The 17,232-nt window shown below is 66.5% G+C and carries 19 protein-coding genes; 12 read left to right on the top strand and 7 right to left on the bottom strand.

The window, feature by feature from the left end:
- Position 1 precedes the first annotated feature (1 nt).
- From SMD10_RS00865 to SMD10_RS00855, 3 genes are all read right to left on the bottom strand, one after another.
- Positions 2 to 283: a type II toxin-antitoxin system RelE/ParE family toxin gene (locus tag SMD10_RS00865; RefSeq protein WP_331683735.1), complete on the bottom strand. Its 282-nt coding sequence runs from the start codon at positions 281 to 283 to the stop codon at positions 2 to 4.
- Positions 284 to 419: 136 nt separating this feature from the next.
- A complete protein-coding gene (locus tag SMD10_RS00860) occupies positions 420 to 1,085 on the bottom strand; it encodes a YcxB family protein (protein ID WP_331683734.1) in 666 nt (221 codons plus the stop codon).
- Between the two features lie 127 nt (positions 1,086 to 1,212).
- Positions 1,213 to 2,295, bottom strand: a complete 1,083-nt coding sequence (locus SMD10_RS00855; RefSeq protein ID WP_331683733.1) for an NAD(P)-binding domain-containing protein — start codon at positions 2,293 to 2,295, stop codon at positions 1,213 to 1,215.
- Between the two features lie 130 nt (positions 2,296 to 2,425).
- Here SMD10_RS00855 and SMD10_RS00850 point away from each other — a divergent pair, with 130 nt between their 5' ends.
- The gene (locus SMD10_RS00850; protein WP_331683732.1) at positions 2,426 to 3,385 is read left to right on the top strand and encodes an aminoglycoside phosphotransferase family protein; all 960 of its coding nucleotides are present in this window, start codon (positions 2,426 to 2,428) and stop codon (positions 3,383 to 3,385) included.
- Positions 3,386 to 3,428: 43 nt separating this feature from the next.
- Here the strand turns inward: SMD10_RS00850 and SMD10_RS00845 are convergent, their stop codons facing one another.
- Complete coding sequence (locus tag SMD10_RS00845) at positions 3,429 to 4,385, bottom strand: AEC family transporter (protein ID WP_331683731.1); 957 nt, start codon at positions 4,383 to 4,385, stop codon at positions 3,429 to 3,431.
- 219 nt (positions 4,386 to 4,604) lie between these two features.
- Between SMD10_RS00845 and SMD10_RS00840 the strand changes: the two genes are divergently transcribed.
- The 7 genes from SMD10_RS00840 to SMD10_RS00810 all read left to right on the top strand — a co-directional run bounded on the left by SMD10_RS00840 (position 4,605) and on the right by SMD10_RS00810 (position 9,279).
- Complete coding sequence (locus SMD10_RS00840) at positions 4,605 to 4,793, top strand: twin transmembrane helix small protein (protein WP_331683730.1); 189 nt, start codon at positions 4,605 to 4,607, stop codon at positions 4,791 to 4,793.
- A 132-nt stretch (positions 4,794 to 4,925) separates the two neighbouring features.
- Positions 4,926 to 5,498 carry a cob(I)yrinic acid a,c-diamide adenosyltransferase gene (locus SMD10_RS00835; protein ID WP_331683729.1) on the top strand — a complete coding sequence of 191 codons (573 nt, stop codon included), beginning with the start codon at positions 4,926 to 4,928 and terminating at the stop codon, positions 5,496 to 5,498.
- A gap of 147 nt (positions 5,499 to 5,645) precedes the next feature.
- Entirely contained in the window at positions 5,646 to 6,395 is a 750-nt protein-coding gene (locus SMD10_RS00830; RefSeq protein WP_331683728.1) for an electron transfer flavoprotein subunit beta/FixA family protein, read from the top strand.
- A 19-nt stretch (positions 6,396 to 6,414) separates the two neighbouring features.
- Entirely contained in the window at positions 6,415 to 7,341 is a 927-nt protein-coding gene (locus SMD10_RS00825; protein ID WP_331683727.1) for an electron transfer flavoprotein subunit alpha/FixB family protein, read from the top strand.
- 80 nt (positions 7,342 to 7,421) lie between these two features.
- A complete protein-coding gene (locus SMD10_RS00820; RefSeq protein WP_331683881.1) occupies positions 7,422 to 8,303 on the top strand; it encodes a 3-hydroxybutyryl-CoA dehydrogenase in 882 nt (293 codons plus the stop codon).
- A 46-nt stretch (positions 8,304 to 8,349) separates the two neighbouring features.
- Complete coding sequence (locus SMD10_RS00815; RefSeq protein WP_432757146.1) at positions 8,350 to 8,832, top strand: GNAT family N-acetyltransferase; 483 nt, start codon at positions 8,350 to 8,352, stop codon at positions 8,830 to 8,832.
- An 84-nt stretch (positions 8,833 to 8,916) separates the two neighbouring features.
- Positions 8,917 to 9,279: a GFA family protein gene (locus tag SMD10_RS00810; RefSeq protein WP_331683725.1), complete on the top strand. Its 363-nt coding sequence runs from the start codon at positions 8,917 to 8,919 to the stop codon at positions 9,277 to 9,279.
- A gap of 79 nt (positions 9,280 to 9,358) precedes the next feature.
- Here the strand turns inward: SMD10_RS00810 and tlpA are convergent, their stop codons facing one another.
- Complete coding sequence (gene tlpA / locus SMD10_RS00805) at positions 9,359 to 10,018, bottom strand: thiol:disulfide interchange protein TlpA (RefSeq protein ID WP_432757145.1); 660 nt, start codon at positions 10,016 to 10,018, stop codon at positions 9,359 to 9,361.
- 27 nt (positions 10,019 to 10,045) lie between these two features.
- On the opposite strand from tlpA, the gene argH reads away from it, so the two are divergent.
- From argH to SMD10_RS00785, 4 genes are all read left to right on the top strand, one after another.
- The gene (gene argH, locus SMD10_RS00800) at positions 10,046 to 11,443 is read left to right on the top strand and encodes an argininosuccinate lyase (protein ID WP_331683723.1); all 1,398 of its coding nucleotides are present in this window, start codon (positions 10,046 to 10,048) and stop codon (positions 11,441 to 11,443) included.
- A 91-nt stretch (positions 11,444 to 11,534) separates the two neighbouring features.
- A complete protein-coding gene (locus SMD10_RS00795; protein ID WP_331683722.1) occupies positions 11,535 to 11,828 on the top strand; it encodes a hypothetical protein in 294 nt (97 codons plus the stop codon).
- Positions 11,829 to 11,901: 73 nt separating this feature from the next.
- Positions 11,902 to 13,173, top strand: coding sequence for a diaminopimelate decarboxylase (lysA, locus tag SMD10_RS00790; protein WP_331683721.1), 1,272 nt, complete (start codon positions 11,902 to 11,904; stop codon positions 13,171 to 13,173).
- A 108-nt stretch (positions 13,174 to 13,281) separates the two neighbouring features.
- Positions 13,282 to 15,885 carry a TIGR02302 family protein gene (locus SMD10_RS00785; RefSeq protein WP_331683720.1) on the top strand — a complete coding sequence of 868 codons (2,604 nt, stop codon included), beginning with the start codon at positions 13,282 to 13,284 and terminating at the stop codon, positions 15,883 to 15,885.
- Positions 15,886 to 15,936: 51 nt separating this feature from the next.
- Here the strand turns inward: SMD10_RS00785 and SMD10_RS00780 are convergent, their stop codons facing one another.
- The gene (locus SMD10_RS00780) at positions 15,937 to 16,665 is read right to left on the bottom strand and encodes a DUF7002 family protein (protein WP_331683719.1); all 729 of its coding nucleotides are present in this window, start codon (positions 16,663 to 16,665) and stop codon (positions 15,937 to 15,939) included.
- 100 nt (positions 16,666 to 16,765) lie between these two features.
- Positions 16,766 to 17,170, bottom strand: coding sequence for a response regulator (locus SMD10_RS00775; RefSeq protein ID WP_331683718.1), 405 nt, complete (start codon positions 17,168 to 17,170; stop codon positions 16,766 to 16,768).
- Positions 17,171 to 17,232: the final 62 nt, after the last annotated feature.

The raw sequence follows: 17,232 nt of genomic DNA, 5'->3' as shown, positions 1-17,232 counted from the left end.
TTCAGTGATAGTCGATGATTTCGACATCCTCGATACCAGCGTCCGTCCAGCGGAAGCAGATGCGCCACTGGTCATTGATCCGGATCGAATGCTGCCCCACCCGGTCACCTCTTAAGATTTCGAGTCGATTGCCAGGCGGGACCCGCAAATCGTCAAGAGCGCCGGCACTGTCCAGATACCGCAACTTGCGCTGGGCAACACGAACGAGGTCGGCGGGAAAACCCTTGGGAGCACGACCCCTCGCGACTGCCTCGACATATTTGCCTCTGAACGACCGGATCATCCCCCTTGTCCCTTGGTATCGCAATATGATACGAAAGATCGACAAGATCAAGGTACGGCATCGCGCTACGATACCATAACTGATTGGCCACAGCCCCACTACGGCACGCAAACGCTGTTGCAGTCGAACGGGCCGCTCAGGCCGATTTGTCCTCCGCCTCCGCCTCCGCCTCCGCCTCCGGTTCGGGTTTGCCCCAGTTCATTATCTTCGAACCGACCCGGCGCGGCGGCGATACGGGTGCGTGCCCCAGCCAGTCGCGAAGCGCCGAATCGAATTCCGCGCGCTCGTCGTCGTCGAACAGGCGTTTCGGAAGCACGTGGGCCGTCGTGTTCGAGAGCCAGAAATAATAGCGCTCGCCATCTTCCTCGACGTCCTGAAGGCTGTCCCAGGGGCAAAACCAGCTCTGCTGGCGGACGAGAACCGAAACGCCGCTTGCGTCGACGGTCATCTCGAAGGGAACGTTCACCGCCTCGCGCACCTCCAGGAAGCCTTCCCAGAAGCCTTTGATCAATCCTCGAAAAAAGCGATAGAGCAGCCAGGACAAGAGCGGACCGGCGGCGGCCGCTCCGGCCATGATGCCGGCCACCGCCCACCAGTTTCCCTTCTTCCAGGGGCCGAAGGCGACCGCCAGACCGATCCCGAGTGTGCATAGGGTGATCAGGGCGCAAAAGGGTCCGAGCGGCAGCGGCCCCTTTGTGCCGTGGCGCACGGCCATATGGTCGTCCAGGCTCAGCTCGAATTGTTTGGTGAAGGTGGGGCCGGCGGACGTTCGCCAGATCTTCGGAACGCCTGATCCGCCCATGTCATTTTCCTTGCCATAAAAGCCGTCGGAACGGAGGCCGATCCACAGGATTACCCTCGGCCGGTCCGGGCCACGTCACGGCGGCCGGGCCAACGAGGTTTCGGACTATCCTAGGCTCGCTCGCCGCCTACTCCACCCCCAAAAATCGCGTGAGCTCCCGCGCGGCGGCTGCGCCGGCGCGATTGGCGCCGATGGTGGAGGCCGAGGGGCCGTAGCCGACCAGATGCACGCGTGGGTCCTTGGCGACCTGGGTCGCCAGTCGGCCGGTCATCACGATGCCGCCGTTCGCCTCCCGCAGACCGAGCGGCGCCAGATGATCGAGCGAACTGCGAAACCCCGTGCACCAGAGGATGACGTCAACGGCCTCTTCGGTGCCGTCGGCCCAGCGCACGCCCGTCTCGGTGATCTCGGAGAACATCGGCCGACGGTTCAGGGCGCCGCGCTTCCGCGCCGCCTCGATCGCCGGGGTCGACGGCAGCCCCGTTACCGAGACGACGGAACCCGGCGGCAGCCCGCGCCGCACGCGATCCTCGACCCGGGCGACGGCGGCACGCCCGTCTTCGGGGGTGAATGGCGTGTCGCGAAACGTGATCGGCCGGCGCGTCACCCACAGCGTGTCGGTCACCTGCGAGATTTCATCGAGCAGCTGGATGGCCGAAATGCCGCCGCCGACGACCAGCACGCGGTCGCCTCGAAACGCGTCCGCCCTCTGGTAGTCGCGGGTGTGGAGTTGCCGGCCGCCAAACCGGTCGGCGCCCGGATAGTCCGGAATGTAGGGGGTTTCCCAGGTTCCCGTGGCGTTGATCAGGCCGCGCGCCGAGAACAGGCCGCGATCGGTCTCGATCCGAAGGCGTTCGCCCCGATCGCAGACGACCTTGACGGAGACGGGCCGCGCGATCGGCAGCCCGAACGTCTTTTCGTAGAGCGCGAAATAGTCGGGCACGGCGGTCGAGGCTCGGACCGTCCCCGTCTCGTCTCCCACGGCTTCGGCAAAGCTCAGTCCCGGCAAGTCGTGGATGCGGTTGACGGTGCTCAGCGTCAGCGACGGCCAGCGGAACTGCCAGGCGCCGCCCGGCTGCGGTGCATGGTCGAAGACGACGAACCCCTTGCCGGGAGAAATGCCGAGGCGCTGCAGGTGATAGGCCGAGGACAGTCCCGCCTGGCCGGCGCCGATCACCGCGATGTCGATCTTGACCGCTATGTGGGACACTGAAACTTTCCGTCACGACCACAGATTCGCCGAACATGGTATTCGTCCACCGGCGGCGCCATCCCCATAGCCGACCAAGGCTCGAACGGGCGAGCTGGGCTTTTCGTCAAACCGTACAGAAAGAGCAGCAATGACGGTCTTTCCGACCATCGAGGACGGCAGCGCCTTCAAGTCATGGCGATCGGACCGCGATCTCTGGCTGCCGCTGGTCCGCGAAATCGTGCGCGTCGAGAAACTTCCGGCGACGATGTTCGCCGCCTATGGCACGGGAACCAACCTCGTCGTCGATCTTGGTGGGGGACGGGTGCTGAAAGTGTTTCCGCCGATCCATCGAAGTCAGTTCATCTCCGAACGCGCGACGCTGCGGGTCCTGGAGGGGCAGCTGTCGCTGGCCATTCCGACGATCGTCGCGGACGGAGAGCGGGACGGCTGGTCCTATCTCGTCATCACGCGGTTGGCGGGCGTGCTGGGATCTCAGGCCTGGCCGCAACTGCCGGAAGCCGACAAGGAGCGGGTGTTGGCCGAGATCGGCCGCGCAATCGCCGAGGTGCAGTCGGTGCCGCCCGGCGATCTGGCATCGATCGAACCGGACTGGCCGACCTTCATCGCGCGGCAGATCGCCGGGTGCAAGGAGCGGCATGCCCGCCAGGGTTTGGCGCCGCGCCTGTTGTCCGATCTCGACGCGCTGCTCGCCGAGGCATCCTCGATCGTGCCGATGGATGCGCCGCCCGTGATCCTGACCGGCGAATGGATCCCCGAGAATTTCCTGCTGGCGGAAGACGACGGGCATTGGCGGCTCGCCGGTCTCATCGACTTCGGCGATGTGATGACGGGGTGGCGGGAATACGACCTTCTTGGCCCCAGTGCCTTCATGTGCGCCGGCCGTCCGAAACGGGTCCGCCGCCTGCTGGAAGGGTATGGCGTGCCGCCTCGCGATGCGGATCCGACGATGCGGCGGCGTCTGCTCACGCTGATGCTGCTCCACCGGGCGAGCGACCTCCGCAATGTCGACATCGAGGGATGGGAGGACCGGATTGGCAGGCTGACCGATCTGGAAGAGCTGATCTGGCCGTTCGAAGAGCAGGATTGAAGACGCACTCAGCCGCCGCCGATGCGCGACCCTTTAGGTCGTGTCAGCCCAGAACGGAGAGCCAGAAGGTCAGCGTGACCACCGAGAGCAGCGTGGTCAAAAGGATGGTGGTCGCCGCCAGCCGCTCGCCGGAGCCGAAGAAGGTCGCGAGCACATAGGAGTTGACGCCGGCCGGGCAGGCGGCGGTGAGCACGGCGACCTTGAGCCAAAGCGGCGGCAGCACCAGGACGCCGAAGAGATAGACCATCGCCGGCAGGGCGACGAGCGACAGCGCCGAGCAGATCAGCGGCGGCAGCAGGTCGCCGCGGATCGCGTAGCGGTCGAGCGACATTCCGAGGGCGAACAGCGCGACCGGACCGGCGGTGGTCGCCAGCGACCGTGTCACCTCGTTCAGAAGGCCGGGCAGAGGCTGCCCCGAAAGGCGCCACAGGAATCCGCAGAGGATGCCGATGATGAGCGCGTTCGACGCCAGCCGCTTCAGGATGCGCACCAGCGTCTCGCGTGGGGTGGAGGCTTCCATGGCGGTGCCCGCCTCGTGCGCGTCGAGCACGGCGGCACGCTCGATCAGCAGCGTCGAGGCCAGCATCATCACCGGCATGTGGATCGAGATGATCAGGAACAGCGGATGCAGTCCGGTGTCACCATAGGCCCGCTCGACCGCGGGAATGGCGACGAACACCGTATTGGTGAAGCTGGCGGAGATGCCGGCGATCACGCTCTTGCGGCGGTCGGCCTTGGCGAACCATCGGATGAGGAGGGTTCCGGCCGTCCAGACCACGGCCACGGCGCCGAAATAGATCGTCCAGATGGAGAAGGGGTTGGCTTCGTCGAAATCCGCGGTCACCACCGTGCGGAACAGCAGCATCGGCACCGCGACGACGAACACGTATTTCGCCAGCGCGTCGCCCTGGTCGGCACTGAGGAGCCGGGCGCGAGCGATGGCATAACCGACGAAAACCACGCCGAAGATCGGAACGATGACGTTGAGGATGGTTTGCATGGCGCCCGGACGAGTTGATCGTCAGCCGATACCGGCCTGGAACCTGAAGTGCAATGCCGCTGCGCGCAGGCCACCCGGACGCCAACCGCACGACTGGGGTGCCCCCCGCACTGCCAGGATGAAGCGGCGGCGGTGCGGAAGTTGCGGCTGAAGGTCGCGCAATCGGTCGATCCGACCTATATGCATCGGATACGCCCTCCAGCCGGAGACTGACCGTTCATGTCGACCTTCATGACCTTCCTGGCGGTGATCGCCCTGGGCGCGGTGTTGGCCGTGCTCGTCCTGGGGCTGGGCAACATGATGCGCGGCGGTCCCGGCAACACGTCGCAGAAGCTGATGCGTGCCCGCGTCATGCTCCAGGCCGTGGCCCTGGTGTTCATCGTCGGCGCCCTGCTTTTTGCGCGCTAGGGTGTTTTGCGGCCGGGGGAAATCACCTGACGTCGCATAAATGCGACTAAACCAAAGAGATAGAGCGGGGCTCGAACGGAGATTGAGAGTGCATCCCGTTCCAGCACGAGGCTCTCTTCCGACAGAGACGTGATGGTCAGGCTCAACAAGATCTATACGAGGACCGGCGACGCCGGCACGACCGGGCTCGCGTCCGGTGAACGGCGGCCGAAATGCGATCGGCGCTTAGCGGCGATCGGCAGCATCGACGAGGCCAATGCCGTGATCGGCCTGGCACGGCTTCATGCCGAGGGCGAACTCGACGCCACGCTCGCTCGCGTTCAGAACGATCTCTTCGATCTCGGTGCCGATCTCGCCGTGCCGGAGAGCGATCCGCCGCCGGCCTTCGAGCGGCTGGCGATCGTCGATGCCCAGGTCGAGCGGCTGGAGCGTGAGATCGACGCATTGAACCAGCGGCTGGAGCCGCTGACTTCCTTCGTCTTGCCGGGCGGCAGCCCTGCCGCCGCCCACTGCCATCATGCCCGCACCGTGGTCCGCCGGGCCGAGCGCGACATGGTCGAATTGATGCGGGAGGACGGCGAGACGGTTTCGCTGGCGGCGCTGAAATACGCCAACCGGCTGTCGGACCTGCTCTTCGTCGCCGCCCGAATCGCCAATGACGATGGCCGCTCGGATGTTCTCTGGCAGCCGGGGCAGACGCGTTAGCGATGCAAAAGGCCTCGGCTTTGACGATGGCGGCCGGTTCGCTTATTCGCCGTTGTGGATCGTGATTCCGAGCGTTCGTCTCTCCGAAGTCCGGAGACGAAACGAGCGCCGGGCTCACCACGCGGAACGATCAGGAGTACGATCAGCATGAAGGTTCTCGTCGCCGTCAAGCGGGTGGTCGACTACAACGTCAGCGTTCGGGTGAAGCCCGACGGGACCGGGGTCGAGCTCGCCAACGTGAAGATGAGCATGAACCCGTTCGACGAGATCGCCGTCGAGGAAGCCGTGCGGCTGAAGGAGGCGGGAACGGCGAGCGAGGTGGTGGCGGTGTCCGTCGGCCCCCAGAAGGCGGCCGACACGATCCGCACAGCGCTGGCCATGGGCGCCGACCGGGGGCTTCTGATCGCCACCGACGAGAAGGTCGAGCCGTTGGCTGTCGCCAAGCTCCTCAAGGCCGTGGTCGAAGACGAAAAACCGGACGTGGTGCTGCTCGGCAAGCAGGCGATCGACGACGACTGCAACCAGACGGGCCAGATGCTCGCCGCGCTTCTCGGCTGGAGCCAGGGCGCGTTTGCCAGCAAGGTCGAGTTCGGCGAGGGACGCGCGGTCGTCACCCGCGAGGTCGACGGTGGCCTGCAGACGGTGGAGCTCGCGATGCCGACGATCGTCACCGCCGATCTGCGCCTGAACGAGCCGCGCTATGCTTCGCTGCCGAACATCATGAAAGCCAAGAAGAAGCTGATCGCCGAAAAGACGCCGGCCGACTACGGAGTCGACATTGCGCCCCGGCTGACGGTTCTGAAGACGTCCGAGCCGCAAAAGCGCGGCGCCGGCGCCAGGCTCGCCTCGGTGGACGAGCTGATCGACAAGCTGAAGAACGAAGCCGGCGTGCTTTGAGCGGGCGGAAGGGATCGACATGACCACGCTACTGATCGCCGAACACGACAATAAGACGTTGTCCGAACAGACGGCCAAGGCGCTCTCCGCCGCGCGCGAGCTGGGCGCCGAGGTCCACGTGCTGGTGGCCGGAGAGGGGGCGGGGCCGGTTGCCGATGCGGCCGCCAAGCTCGCCGGCGTCGCCAAGGTGCTTCACGCCGACGGCCCGCTCTACGGCCATCAGCTCGCCGAGCCGTTGGCGGTCCTGATCGTCGAGCTCGCGGGCGGCTACGATGCGCTGCTGGCTCCGGCGACGACCGTCGGCAAGGCGGTGATGCCGCGCGTTGCCGCGCTGCTTGACGTGATGCAGATTTCCGACGTCATTGCCGTCCGCGGCAAGGAGTTCGACCGGCCGACCTATGCCGGCAACGCCATCGAGACGGTGGTCTCCTCCGATCCCAAGCTGGTGATGACGGTGCGCACCTCGGCCTTCAAGGCGGGGGGAGAGGATGGCTCGGCATTAGTCGAGCCGATCGGGGCGGCCGAAGATCCGGGTCTGTCGGCCTTCGTTTTCGAACAGCTCGACCAAGGTGGCCGGCCGGAGCTCGGCGATGCCAGGATCGTGGTCTCCGGCGGTCGTGCGCTGGGCTCGAAGGAGAAGTTCGAGGAACTCATCCTGCCGCTCGCCGACAAGTTGGGGGCCGCGGTCGGCGCGTCGCGCGCCGCCGTCGATGCCGGCTATGCGCCGAACGACTGGCAGGTCGGCCAGACCGGCAAGATGGTGGCGCCGGAACTCTATATCGCGGCCGGCATTTCGGGGGCGATCCAACATGTTGCGGGGATTACGGACTCGCGCGTGATCGTGGCGATCAACAAGGACGAAGAGGCGCCGATCTTCCAGGTCGCCGACTATGGCCTTGTGGGCGATCTCTTCCAGATTCTTCCCGAATTGAAGGACAAGGTATGAGCGGCGTCCTGTCCTTTTGACGCTGGCGGCGCGGGGCGATAGGGTCGCCGCGATTTTCGAGGAAAGGCGGCTTGCGGGCGATGGGGCACGGCATCAAGACGGTCGGAATTATCGGCGCCGGGCAGATGGGCAGCGGCGTGGCGCACGTCACGGCAAGCGCTGGTTTTGACGTCATCCTTCAGGATCTGGGCGCCGCGCGCGTCGCCGAATGTATCGAGCGGATCGGCGACGAGCTGGAAAAGGAGGTCGCGGCCGGCAAGATCAGCACCGAGGACAGGGCGGCCGCGCTGGCCCGCATCACGCCGGCCGAATCCATCCGCGACCTGGCCGACTGCGATCTCGTCATTGAGGCGGCGATCGAGGACGAGACGGTCAAGCGCAAGATCTTCCAGCAGCTCTCCGCCGTCCTCAAGAAGGGCGCGATCATCGCCACCAACACCTCCTCGCTGTCGATCACGCGGCTTGCCGCGGTGACCGACCGGCCGGAGCGGTTCATCGGCATCCACTTCATGAATCCGGCGCCGGTGATGCGGCTGGCCGAACTGGTGCGCGGCATCGCCACCGAGGAGACGACCTTCCAGGAATCCAAGGCCTTCGTCGAGGCGCTGGGCAAGTCGATCGTCACTTCGGAAGACTTTCCGGCCTTCATCGTCCATCGCGTCCTGGTGGCGATGATCAACGAGGCGATCTACACGCTCTATGAGGGCGTCGGCACGGTCGAAAACATCGACGCGGCCATGCGGCTCGGCGCCAACCATCCGATGGGCCCGCTGCAGCTCGCTGACTTCATCGGTCTCGACACCTGCCTGTCGATCATGCACGTGCTGCACGACGGCCTGGCGGACTCGAAGTACCGGCCATGCCCGCTCCTGGTGAAATACGTCGAGGCCGGCTGGCTCGGCCGCAAGACCGGCCGCGGCTTCTACGACTATCGCGGCGAAACGCCGGTCCCGACGCGATAAGATGTCGATTCCGCGGGCGGATCGGACGGCCGGCCGAGGTGCCACGGTGGACTCCCGACAGCCCCGCTACGTCATCTCGAACCTTCGCGAGCGGCCCGAATTCTGTGACGTCGTCGCCGATCGTATCTGGCAGGCCTGGTGGAAAGACGCGGGCCATCCGCTGTCGCGCGTTCACGACCATATGCAGGAGATGCTCGACGAGCGGCCGTTGCCGTTCGGCCTCGTCGCCCATGAGGAGGGCCGTTACCTGGGCTCCTGCCTGATCATCGAGTGCGATCTCGAAGAGCGGCCGCAGCTCGCGCCTTGGGTGGCCGCGGTCTGGGTCGATCCCGAGTATCGGAGCCGAGGCGTGGGCCGGACGCTGGTTCGCCGTGGCGAGCGCGCGGCGCTCGATCTCGGACACGACGCCGTCTATCTCTGCGCGCTGCCGGAAAAATGCTCCTTCTACCAGGATCTCGGGTGGCGCCCCGTGGAGGAGGGCGTCGGGCCGCACGGCCTCACTGTTCTGTCTCGTTCGCGAGAGAGCTGAAACCACCCGGGTCGGCTGCCGTTACGAACGGAGAAGGGCCGCGATTGCCTCGTCCGGCCCGCGCAGCTGGAATCGGAGAACGGCATGTTGGAGGGCGGATGCTTCTGCGGCGCGGTTCGCTATCGGATCGACGGCGAGGTGCTGGAAAGCGCCATCTGCCATTGCCATAGCTGCCGCAAGACGGCCTCGGCCCCCAACCTGCCGTTCGTCACCGTCGATCAAACCGCGTTCTCGGTGGTGCGAGGGGAGCCACGCGAATACAGGTCCTCGCCGCCCGTTACTCGAACCTTTTGCGGTACGTGCGGCTCCCCGCTCGCCTATCGGCACGACTCCGAGCCCAAGACGCTCGATGTCACCGTGGTCAGCCTGGATGAGCCCGAAGCGACGCCCCCCACCCTTCCACCTCTGGACCAGCGAAAAACTGTCGTGGGAGGTGATCGTCGATGAATTGCCGGCCTATCCGCGAAGCCGCTCGGAAGGGCTGTCGCCAGCGTCTTCGCAGGAGTGAAGCCGGCACCGTCCGGCGTCAGGCCGCGTTCTTTCCCCGCAACGCGTCGATCAGCTTGACGGCGTCGGCGCTGGCCCAGTCGGCGGGACCGTTGATGGAGGCGCGGGCGCAGCCGTTTTCGTCCACGAGCAGCGAAACGGGCAGGCCGAAGGCGAGACCGCGCCCCTTCAGATCGTTGAAGATGCCCATGGTGGAATCGGTCAGGAGCGGCAGCGCCTCAAGCCCGATCTCGTCATAGAAGGCGCGCGGCTTGTCGGAGGCCCCCAGATCGACGTTGATCGGGACGACGGCGAAGTCGCCGCCGCCTTCCTCGCGTTGCAGCTGATCGAGCGCCGGCATCTCTTCACGGCAGGGCACGCACCACGTCGCCCAGATGTTGACGAGCAGGGACTGACCGGAATAGCCGTCTAACTTCATGTCCTGGCCGGCGTCGTCCTTGAAGGTCAGGGCCGATACGTCGAACGGCTCGGCGAGCGGCTGCACGGCGGCCACTTCGCCCTGCGCCGCCTGGTCGAGCGCCTCGCGCAGGCTGTCGTCGGCCGGGCAGGAGGCGACTTGATTGCCAGAGCCGCTTTCCATCACGTATATCCCGGCAGCGCCGGCCACCAGTCCGGCGGCGAGCGCCAACCCCGCGATCGCCCCGAGTTTCATACCGGTTTTCGGATGCCGTTCAGCCATTGATCGAGAGACCTTTCGGATAACGCCATGAGCGAGAAGACAAGCAACGAAATGTGGGGCGGGCGCTTCGCCTCCGGTCCGGCCGCCATCATGGAGGAGATCAACGCCTCGATCGACTTCGACAAGCGTCTTTATGCCGAAGATATCGCCGGATCAAAGGCGCATGCCGCCATGCTGGCCGAACAGGGCATCATTGAGGCCGCGGACGCCGAGCGGATCGCGCAAGGGCTGGATCAGATCGCGGCCGAGATCGCCGAGGGCCGCTTCAGCTTTTCGCGCGAGCGCGAGGACATCCACATGAATGTCGAGGCGCGGCTGGCCGAGATCGTCGGACCGGCGGCTGGGCGGTTGCACACGGCGCGCTCGCGCAACGATCAGATCGCGTTGGATTTCCGGCTCTACGTCAAGTCGGCGCTGCAGACGACGGAAAAGGCACTCACCGACCTGATGACGGCGCTCATCGCCAAGGCCGAGGTGCATGCCGAGACGGTGATGCCGGGCTTCACGCATCTTCAGACGGCGCAGCCGGTGACCTACGGCCATCACTGTTTGGCCTATGTCGAGATGTTCGCCCGCGACCGTTCGCGCTGCCAGGATGCGGTGGAGCGGCTCGACGAATGTCCGCTCGGCGCCGCCGCTTTGGCCGGCACGGGCTTTCCGATCGACCGGCACAGGACGGCCGCCGCCCTCGGCTTCCGCGAACCGACGCGCAATTCCATCGACAGCGTCTCCGATCGCGACTTCGCGCTCGAATTTCTGTCGATGGCGGCGATCACCGCGACGCATCTCTCCCGCATGGCCGAGGAGATCGTCATCTGGTCGACGCCGCAATTCGGCTTCGTGCGGCTGTCCGACGCCTTCTCGACCGGCTCCTCGATCATGCCGCAGAAGAGGAACCCGGACGCGGCCGAGCTGGTGCGGGCGAAGACGGGCCGTATCAACGGCGCGCTGGTCTCGCTGCTGACAGTGATGAAGGGCCTGCCGCTCGCCTATTCCAAGGACATGCAGGAAGACAAGGAGCAGGTGTTTGACGCGGTCGACAACCTTGCCCTGGCGCTGGCGGCGATGACCGGCATGGTGCGCGACCTCACCGTCAACGTCGAGGCGATGCGCAAGGCTGCCGGCTCGGGCTATTCCACCGCCACCGACCTGGCCGACTGGCTGGTGCGCGAACTGAAGATGCCGTTTCGTGAGGCGCACTACGTCACCGGCCGCGCCGTCGCGCTCGCCGAGGAGCAGGGGATCGGCTTGGAACAGTTGCCGCTCGACGTGCTGCAGTCGCTCGACCGCCGCATCACGGCGGAGGTCTATGCGGTCTTGAGCGTCGAGGCGTCGGCGGCCAGCCGTCTGAGCTATGGCGGCACCGCACCCGACAATGTGCGCGCCCAGGCGTCCGGATGGCGGCAGCGGCTCGCCGCCATCTAGACGACGTGCCCTTGGCGGGGCGTCGGATGCGCGCTATCAGCAGAGGACGCGGACCGCGCGGGCCGCGAGGGGAACGAAGAGCGAAACGCAGATGACGACACGATGGAAGCCGGTGGTTTGCCTTTGCCTTGGCCTCGCTGTGCTGGCGGTCGGCGGTTGCGGGCGCAAGGGGCCGCCGCTCAAGCCGCAGAGCCAGGAGGAGGTTAAGATCGATCCCGACGAGGATCGTGCGTCGAGCTCGACGGTGACGGCGACGACAAGCCGCGACAAGGCGATCTCGGATGTGATGAGCACCGATGACGACGACGATGTCGATGCACCCCAGGCCCGCCGCAACGAGGATGCGAAGAAAAAGACGTTCTTCCTGGATTTTCTGCTGAACTAGCCGTCGGGGCCCTCCCGTCGACCTTCCGAGCATCGATTGCAAGCCTCGTGCTGACCCTCAACGGGCCCTGACCATGAACCATTTCGAGTATCGCGACGGCACGCTCTTTGCCGAGGCAGTGGATGTCCGAGCGATCGCGGCAGCGGTCGGAACACCGTTCTATTGCTATTCCACCGCCACTCTGGCCCGGCACTATCGCGTCTTTTCCGAAGCCTTCAGCGATATCGACGCGCTGGTCTGCTACGCCATGAAGGCCAATTCCAACCAGGCAGTTCTGGCGACGCTCGCCCGCTTGGGCGCCGGGGCGGACGTCGTCTCCGGCGGCGAGCTGACCCGGGCGCTGAAGGCCGGCATTCCGGCCGACAAGATCATGTTTTCCGGCGTCGGCAAGACGGCGGAGGAAATCGATCAGGCACTCGATGCGGACATCTTCTGCTTCAACATCGAGTCGGAGCCCGAGCTGGAGGCAATCTCGGCCCGCGCCACGGCGCTGGGACGCACCGCGCCGATCTCCTTCCGCATCAATCCGGACGTCGACGCGCGCACCCACGCCAAGATCTCCACCGGCAAGAAGTCGGACAAGTTCGGCATCGCCTTCGATCGCGCCGAGGCGGTCTACGATACGGCGCGATCGCTGCCGGGCGTCGAGGTGCATGGCATCGACATGCATATCGGCAGCCAGATCACCGAGCTCGAGCCGTTCGATCATGCCTTCGACCGGCTGGCCGGACTGGTGCGGCGACTGCGCGCCGCGGGGCATGCGATCGGCCACATCGATCTCGGCGGTGGCCTCGGCGTGCCCTATCGCAGCGACAACCAGCCGCCGCCCGCCCCGCCTGCCTATGCCGAGACCGTCAAGCGGCATGTGCGCGATCTGGGTTGCCGCGTGGTCTTCGAGCCCGGCCGCCTGATCGCCGCCAACGCCGGCATCCTGGTCGCCAGGGTGCTCTATGTGAAGGAGACCGGCGACAAGACCTTCGTGATCGTCGATGCGGCGATGAACGACCTGATTCGCCCGACGCTCTACGAGGCCTGGCATGACATCCGGCCGGTCACAGAGCCGGCGAGCGACGAGGTGGTCATCGCCGACGTGGTCGGCCCGGTGTGCGAGAGCGGGGACTTCATGGCCAAGGACCGCAGCCTCAGCCCGGTGAAGGCCGGCGATTTGGTCTATGTGGCCTCGGCCGGCGCCTATGGTGCGGTCCAGTCCGGCACCTACAACTCGCGGCCCCTGGTGGCCGAGGTTCTGGTCAAGGACGACCAGTTCTGCGCCGTGCGCCCACGCCAGACCGTCGAGGACCTGATCTCGCTCGACCGCTTGCCGCCCTGGCTCCACGGAGCCTGACGGCCATCTCGCAGCAACGATTTCATCACAGTCTCGTCAGCCGCCTCGCTCACGCCGTAAAGCGTGATACCCTTTGATGAAATCGTCGATGCTCCTGGGTGCGGCCGAATGATCAACGATGCGCGGAGACCGAGCCGATTCCGCAGTCGACGGCTGAGCTGGATTCGAGGCGGCGCCTATCTGTCGCTGGCGGTCGAACGGGCTTGGCCGACGGTTCTTGCCGCCGCCGGGGTGGTGGCGGTCTTCCTGACGCTGGCGTGGTTCGGCATCCTCTACGTGTTGCCGGCCTGGGCGCGCTTTGTCGTGCTCGGCCTGTTGGCGATCTGTCTCGGCATCGTGCTTTGGCGGGCGCGAGGTCTGTCGCTGCCGTCGCCGCAGCAGGTGGACGAGCGCGTGGAACTCGAGAGCCGGCTGTCGCATCAGCCGCTTCTGGCTCAATCCGACGCGGTGGCGAGCGACGATCCGTTCGCCGTGGCGCTGTGGCGCGAACATCAGCGGCGCATGGCCGAGCGCTTGCGCAACCTCACCGGCGGCAGCCCCAGGACGCGCACCGAGCGGCTGGATCCCTACGGTCTGCGCGCGGTGCTGGCCCTGCTTTTGGTGACCGCTTTCGCCTTTTCTTTCGGCTCGCGCGGCGGTCGCGTGGCCGATGCTTTCAGGCCGCCCGAGCAAGGGCCGATCGCGACTGCCCGGGTCGACGCCTGGGTGACGCCGCCGTCCTATACCGGACGGGCGCCGATCTTTCTGACCGGCGTGGATGTCGGCCCGCCGTCAGGCAGCATCGAGGTGCCGCAGGGCAGCGTCTTGTCGGTTCGGGTTTCGGATGGCACCGGCGCCGCCTTGCGCTTCACGCCGGCGAAGGGCGGGGAGGCGGTGGCCATCGAGCCGATGCCGTTGGACGACAAGGCGGTCGCCGGCGACGCTGCGGCCGAAACGGACGGCGGCGACCAGCCGCAGCCCAGCGAATACGAATACGAACTCGCCGATAGCGGCAGCATCGATCTCGCGAGCCGATCGGGCGCGCTCGGCCAATGGACCTTCTCGGTGCTGCCCGATGACGTGCCGACAATCGCCTTCGACGGCGAACCTGAAGAGGCACGCAACGGCGCGCTGCATCTCTCCTATACCGTGAGCGACGACTATGGCGTGCGCCAAGGCGGCGCCGATATCGAGGTGCTCGACGAGCATGTCGGCGACGACGCCCGGCCGCTCGTCCCGGCGCCGGAGATCCGGCTGGCGATGCCGCGGCGCACGCGCGGCGAGGCGCGCGCCCGCACCAGCATCGATCTCACCGAAAGTCCCTATGCCGGTGCCGAGGTGGCGATGACCCTGACTGCGGCGGATGACGCCGGGCAGATCGGCCGCTCCGAGGAGAAGCGCTTCCGGCTGCCCGCACGCCGCTTCTTCAACCCGCTGGCGCGTGCCGTCGTCGAGCAGCGCCAGATGCTGGCGCTCGACGCCAATGCGGCGCCGCGCGTCGTCGACATGCTCGACGCGGTGACCGTGCGCGGCGACGACTTCATCGAGCGCCCGGCCGACTATCTGGCACTGCGCGCCGTGCGCGAGCGCATCGCCAATGCCGCCAACGATGACGCCCTGCGCTCGGCGGTGGACTTCCTTTGGGAAATCGCCCTGGGGATCGAGGACGGCGACCTGTCGCTCGCCGAGCGGCGTCTGCGGGATGCGCGCGAGCGGTTGTCCGAAGCCCTGGAGAACGGCGCGTCGGACGAGGAGATCGACCGGCTCATGGACGAGCTGCGCCAGGCCATGCAGGACTATATGCAGGCGATGGCCGAGGCGATGAAGAACCTGCCGCCGATGACCCAGGACCAGCTCTCGAACATGCAGGAACTGAGGCCGCAGGACTTGAACCAGATGCTCGACCAGATCGAGGACCTGGCGAAGTCCGGCTCCAAGGACGCCGCGCAGCAGCTTTTGTCGGAACTGCAGTCGATGATGGACAATCTCCAGGCGATGCGGCCCGACCAGATGCCGCGCGGCAACCAGCAGAGCCCGATGCAGCAGCAGATGAACGAACTGGGCGAGATGCTGCGCCGCCAGCAGGAGCTGATGGACCAGACCTTCCAGCTCGGTCGCCGCATGGAGCAGCAGGGCCAACAGGGCGCGCAAGACCAACCCGGACAGCAAAGCCGGCAGGGCCAGCAGCCGGGGCAGGGCGGCGAGCCGATGACCGCCGAGGAGATGCAGAAGCTGATGGAGCAGCTCCAGGCGCAGCAGGGCCAGTTGCAGCAGGATCTCGAAGCGCTCCAGAAGCGGATGGAAGGGATGGGCATGCAGCCGTCCGATGCGCTGGGCGAGGCCGGCGAGGCGATGGGCAATGCCGAGGGAGCGCTCGGCCAGAGCGACGACGGCACCGCCGTGACCGAACAGGGGCGGGCGCTCGAGGCGATGCGCCGCGGCGGCCAGCAGATGATGGAACAGATGCAGCAGGCCATGCAGCCGGGACCGGGCCAGCCCGGCAACACCGGCCCGGGATTTGCGCGCGGCCCGCAGGGCCCGTCCGGCCGCGATCCGCTCGGCCGTCCGCGGGCGCGGCGGGGGCCGGAGTTCGGCGAGAACGTCGAGGTGCCGGACGAGATCGACATTCAGCGCGCCCGGCAGATCCTGGATGCGATCCGCGAACGGCTCGGCAACGCGCTCTCGCCGCAGCTCGAGCGGGAATATCTGGAACGGCTTCTGAAGACCCCCTGAGAGGAACGTGCCTGCCGAATTGCAGCTCGTCTCGCCGGTGAAGAAGCCCGGTCAGCCGAACGCCGGGTTCTGCCACAGAACCTGCTTTTCCTCGCCGGCCTGCATGGCGACGACACGCCGCGTATAGCGGATCGCATCCGGTATGCCGGGCGCTACCGCGAGTTCGACCACCCGCTCTCCACGGCTTCGTCGGACGCGCCATTCGGCATAGGGATAGGCGTCGATGCCCGCGATCGTGGTCCTGCCTCGCACGGCGGGCCGCCGCCGGGTGCTGCCGGTGTTGATCGGCGCCAGGGTGATGCGGTCGCGATAATCGCGGACGACCGACGCGGTGTCCAGTTCGAGCACGTCGTGCTCGTCGTCGCGGTACGGTCCGGCCGACAGCAGGCGGTGGAGGCGCGAACGCGTCAGCCAGAAGAACACCCGGCCATTGAGAAGCTCGTACCAGTCGCGCGGCGTGAGCCCGTCGGACAGGCAGCGTTGCAGGGCGCGATCGTCCATCGGCTTCTGGTCGCGGATGACGGCCTTGCCGAACGCTGGATGCACGAGGATCGCCATTTCGCGCCGCCGCTGCGACTCGATGGCCTCACGAGCCTCTCCGGCGATCTCGAAGAGATCGAGCAGCGCCGTGGTGCTGAGGAGCCCGTGCTCCTGGATCGACGGCCAGCTTCCGCGCGCCGCCATGTGATAGAGGACGGGACAGTCCTCGACGAGTTCCTGGAGTTCGCCGTTCGTCACCGGGGCGCCTGCCGATCGGATTGCATGGGCGAGCGCCGTCATAGCAGGCGAGCGCCTGCCTTCGCGATCCTTTCCGCCTCGATATGTGCGACTGCGTCCCGTCGTCGCCCCGGTCTGGGTCAGGAACCACGGCCGCTCGCCATCAGGCGCAGCAGGATCGCACGGTCTCCCACTCGGTATAGGCGCCGCGCAGCGCGGTCGCGACAGCCCGCCGGATCTCGGCGACGGTGAACGGCTTGTCGACCACGCCGACGATGATCGCATCGAGCTCTTCGGCGCTTTCGCGCTGCTCGGCATAACCGGTCATGAGGAGGATCGTCAGATCGGGAAACCGCGCGGATGCCTCGTGCGCCAGTTCGATCCCCGTCATCGCGGGCATGCGGATATCCGACAAGAGCAGATCGAACGCGCCGTCGTCCTTCACCAAGGTCTCCAGTGCCGCTTCGCCGTCCTCGGCGACGACGACGGCATGACCCTCCAGGCCCAAAGCGCGTGCCACCAAGACGCGTACCCCCGGATCGTCCTCGGCAACGAGAATTCTCGCCATTGCAGTCTCCTGATGCAGGTTGGATGCCCGCGTTGGCAGCAGTATAAAAACGCTTCCTTGTC

This window comes from Consotaella aegiceratis (assembly GCF_036541425.1).
GTDB classification, from domain to species: Bacteria; Pseudomonadota; Alphaproteobacteria; order Rhizobiales; family Rhizobiaceae; genus Consotaella; species Consotaella aegiceratis.
The sequence above is the reverse complement of the archived record's forward strand: the minus strand, read 5'-3'. Positions and strand labels throughout refer to the sequence as shown.

What these genes read in the sequence shown, in the direction of transcription:
- SMD10_RS00775 (WP_331683718.1), bottom strand. Translation starts at nt 17,170, where the DNA reads ATGGCGAGAATTCTCGTTGCCGAGGACGATCCGGGGGTACGCGTCTTG.
- argH (WP_331683723.1), top strand. Translation starts at nt 10,046, where the DNA reads ATGAGCGAGAAGACAAGCAACGAAATGTGGGGCGGGCGCTTCGCCTCC.
- SMD10_RS00865 (WP_331683735.1), bottom strand. Translation starts at nt 283, where the DNA reads ATGATCCGGTCGTTCAGAGGCAAATATGTCGAGGCAGTCGCGAGGGGT.
- SMD10_RS00860 (WP_331683734.1), bottom strand. Translation starts at nt 1,085, where the DNA reads ATGGGCGGATCAGGCGTTCCGAAGATCTGGCGAACGTCCGCCGGCCCC.
- SMD10_RS00820 (WP_331683881.1), top strand. Translation starts at nt 7,422, where the DNA reads ATGGGGCACGGCATCAAGACGGTCGGAATTATCGGCGCCGGGCAGATG.
- SMD10_RS00795 (WP_331683722.1), top strand. Translation starts at nt 11,535, where the DNA reads ATGACGACACGATGGAAGCCGGTGGTTTGCCTTTGCCTTGGCCTCGCT.
- SMD10_RS00785 (WP_331683720.1), top strand. Translation starts at nt 13,282, where the DNA reads ATGATCAACGATGCGCGGAGACCGAGCCGATTCCGCAGTCGACGGCTG.
- SMD10_RS00830 (WP_331683728.1), top strand. Translation starts at nt 5,646, where the DNA reads ATGAAGGTTCTCGTCGCCGTCAAGCGGGTGGTCGACTACAACGTCAGC.
- lysA (WP_331683721.1), top strand. Translation starts at nt 11,902, where the DNA reads ATGAACCATTTCGAGTATCGCGACGGCACGCTCTTTGCCGAGGCAGTG.
- SMD10_RS00845 (WP_331683731.1), bottom strand. Translation starts at nt 4,385, where the DNA reads ATGCAAACCATCCTCAACGTCATCGTTCCGATCTTCGGCGTGGTTTTC.
- SMD10_RS00825 (WP_331683727.1), top strand. Translation starts at nt 6,415, where the DNA reads ATGACCACGCTACTGATCGCCGAACACGACAATAAGACGTTGTCCGAA.
- SMD10_RS00850 (WP_331683732.1), top strand. Translation starts at nt 2,426, where the DNA reads ATGACGGTCTTTCCGACCATCGAGGACGGCAGCGCCTTCAAGTCATGG.
- SMD10_RS00835 (WP_331683729.1), top strand. Translation starts at nt 4,926, where the DNA reads ATGGTCAGGCTCAACAAGATCTATACGAGGACCGGCGACGCCGGCACG.
- tlpA (WP_432757145.1), bottom strand. Translation starts at nt 10,018, where the DNA reads ATGGCTGAACGGCATCCGAAAACCGGTATGAAACTCGGGGCGATCGCG.
- SMD10_RS00780 (WP_331683719.1), bottom strand. Translation starts at nt 16,665, where the DNA reads ATGACGGCGCTCGCCCATGCAATCCGATCGGCAGGCGCCCCGGTGACG.
- SMD10_RS00840 (WP_331683730.1), top strand. Translation starts at nt 4,605, where the DNA reads ATGTCGACCTTCATGACCTTCCTGGCGGTGATCGCCCTGGGCGCGGTG.
- SMD10_RS00810 (WP_331683725.1), top strand. Translation starts at nt 8,917, where the DNA reads ATGTTGGAGGGCGGATGCTTCTGCGGCGCGGTTCGCTATCGGATCGAC.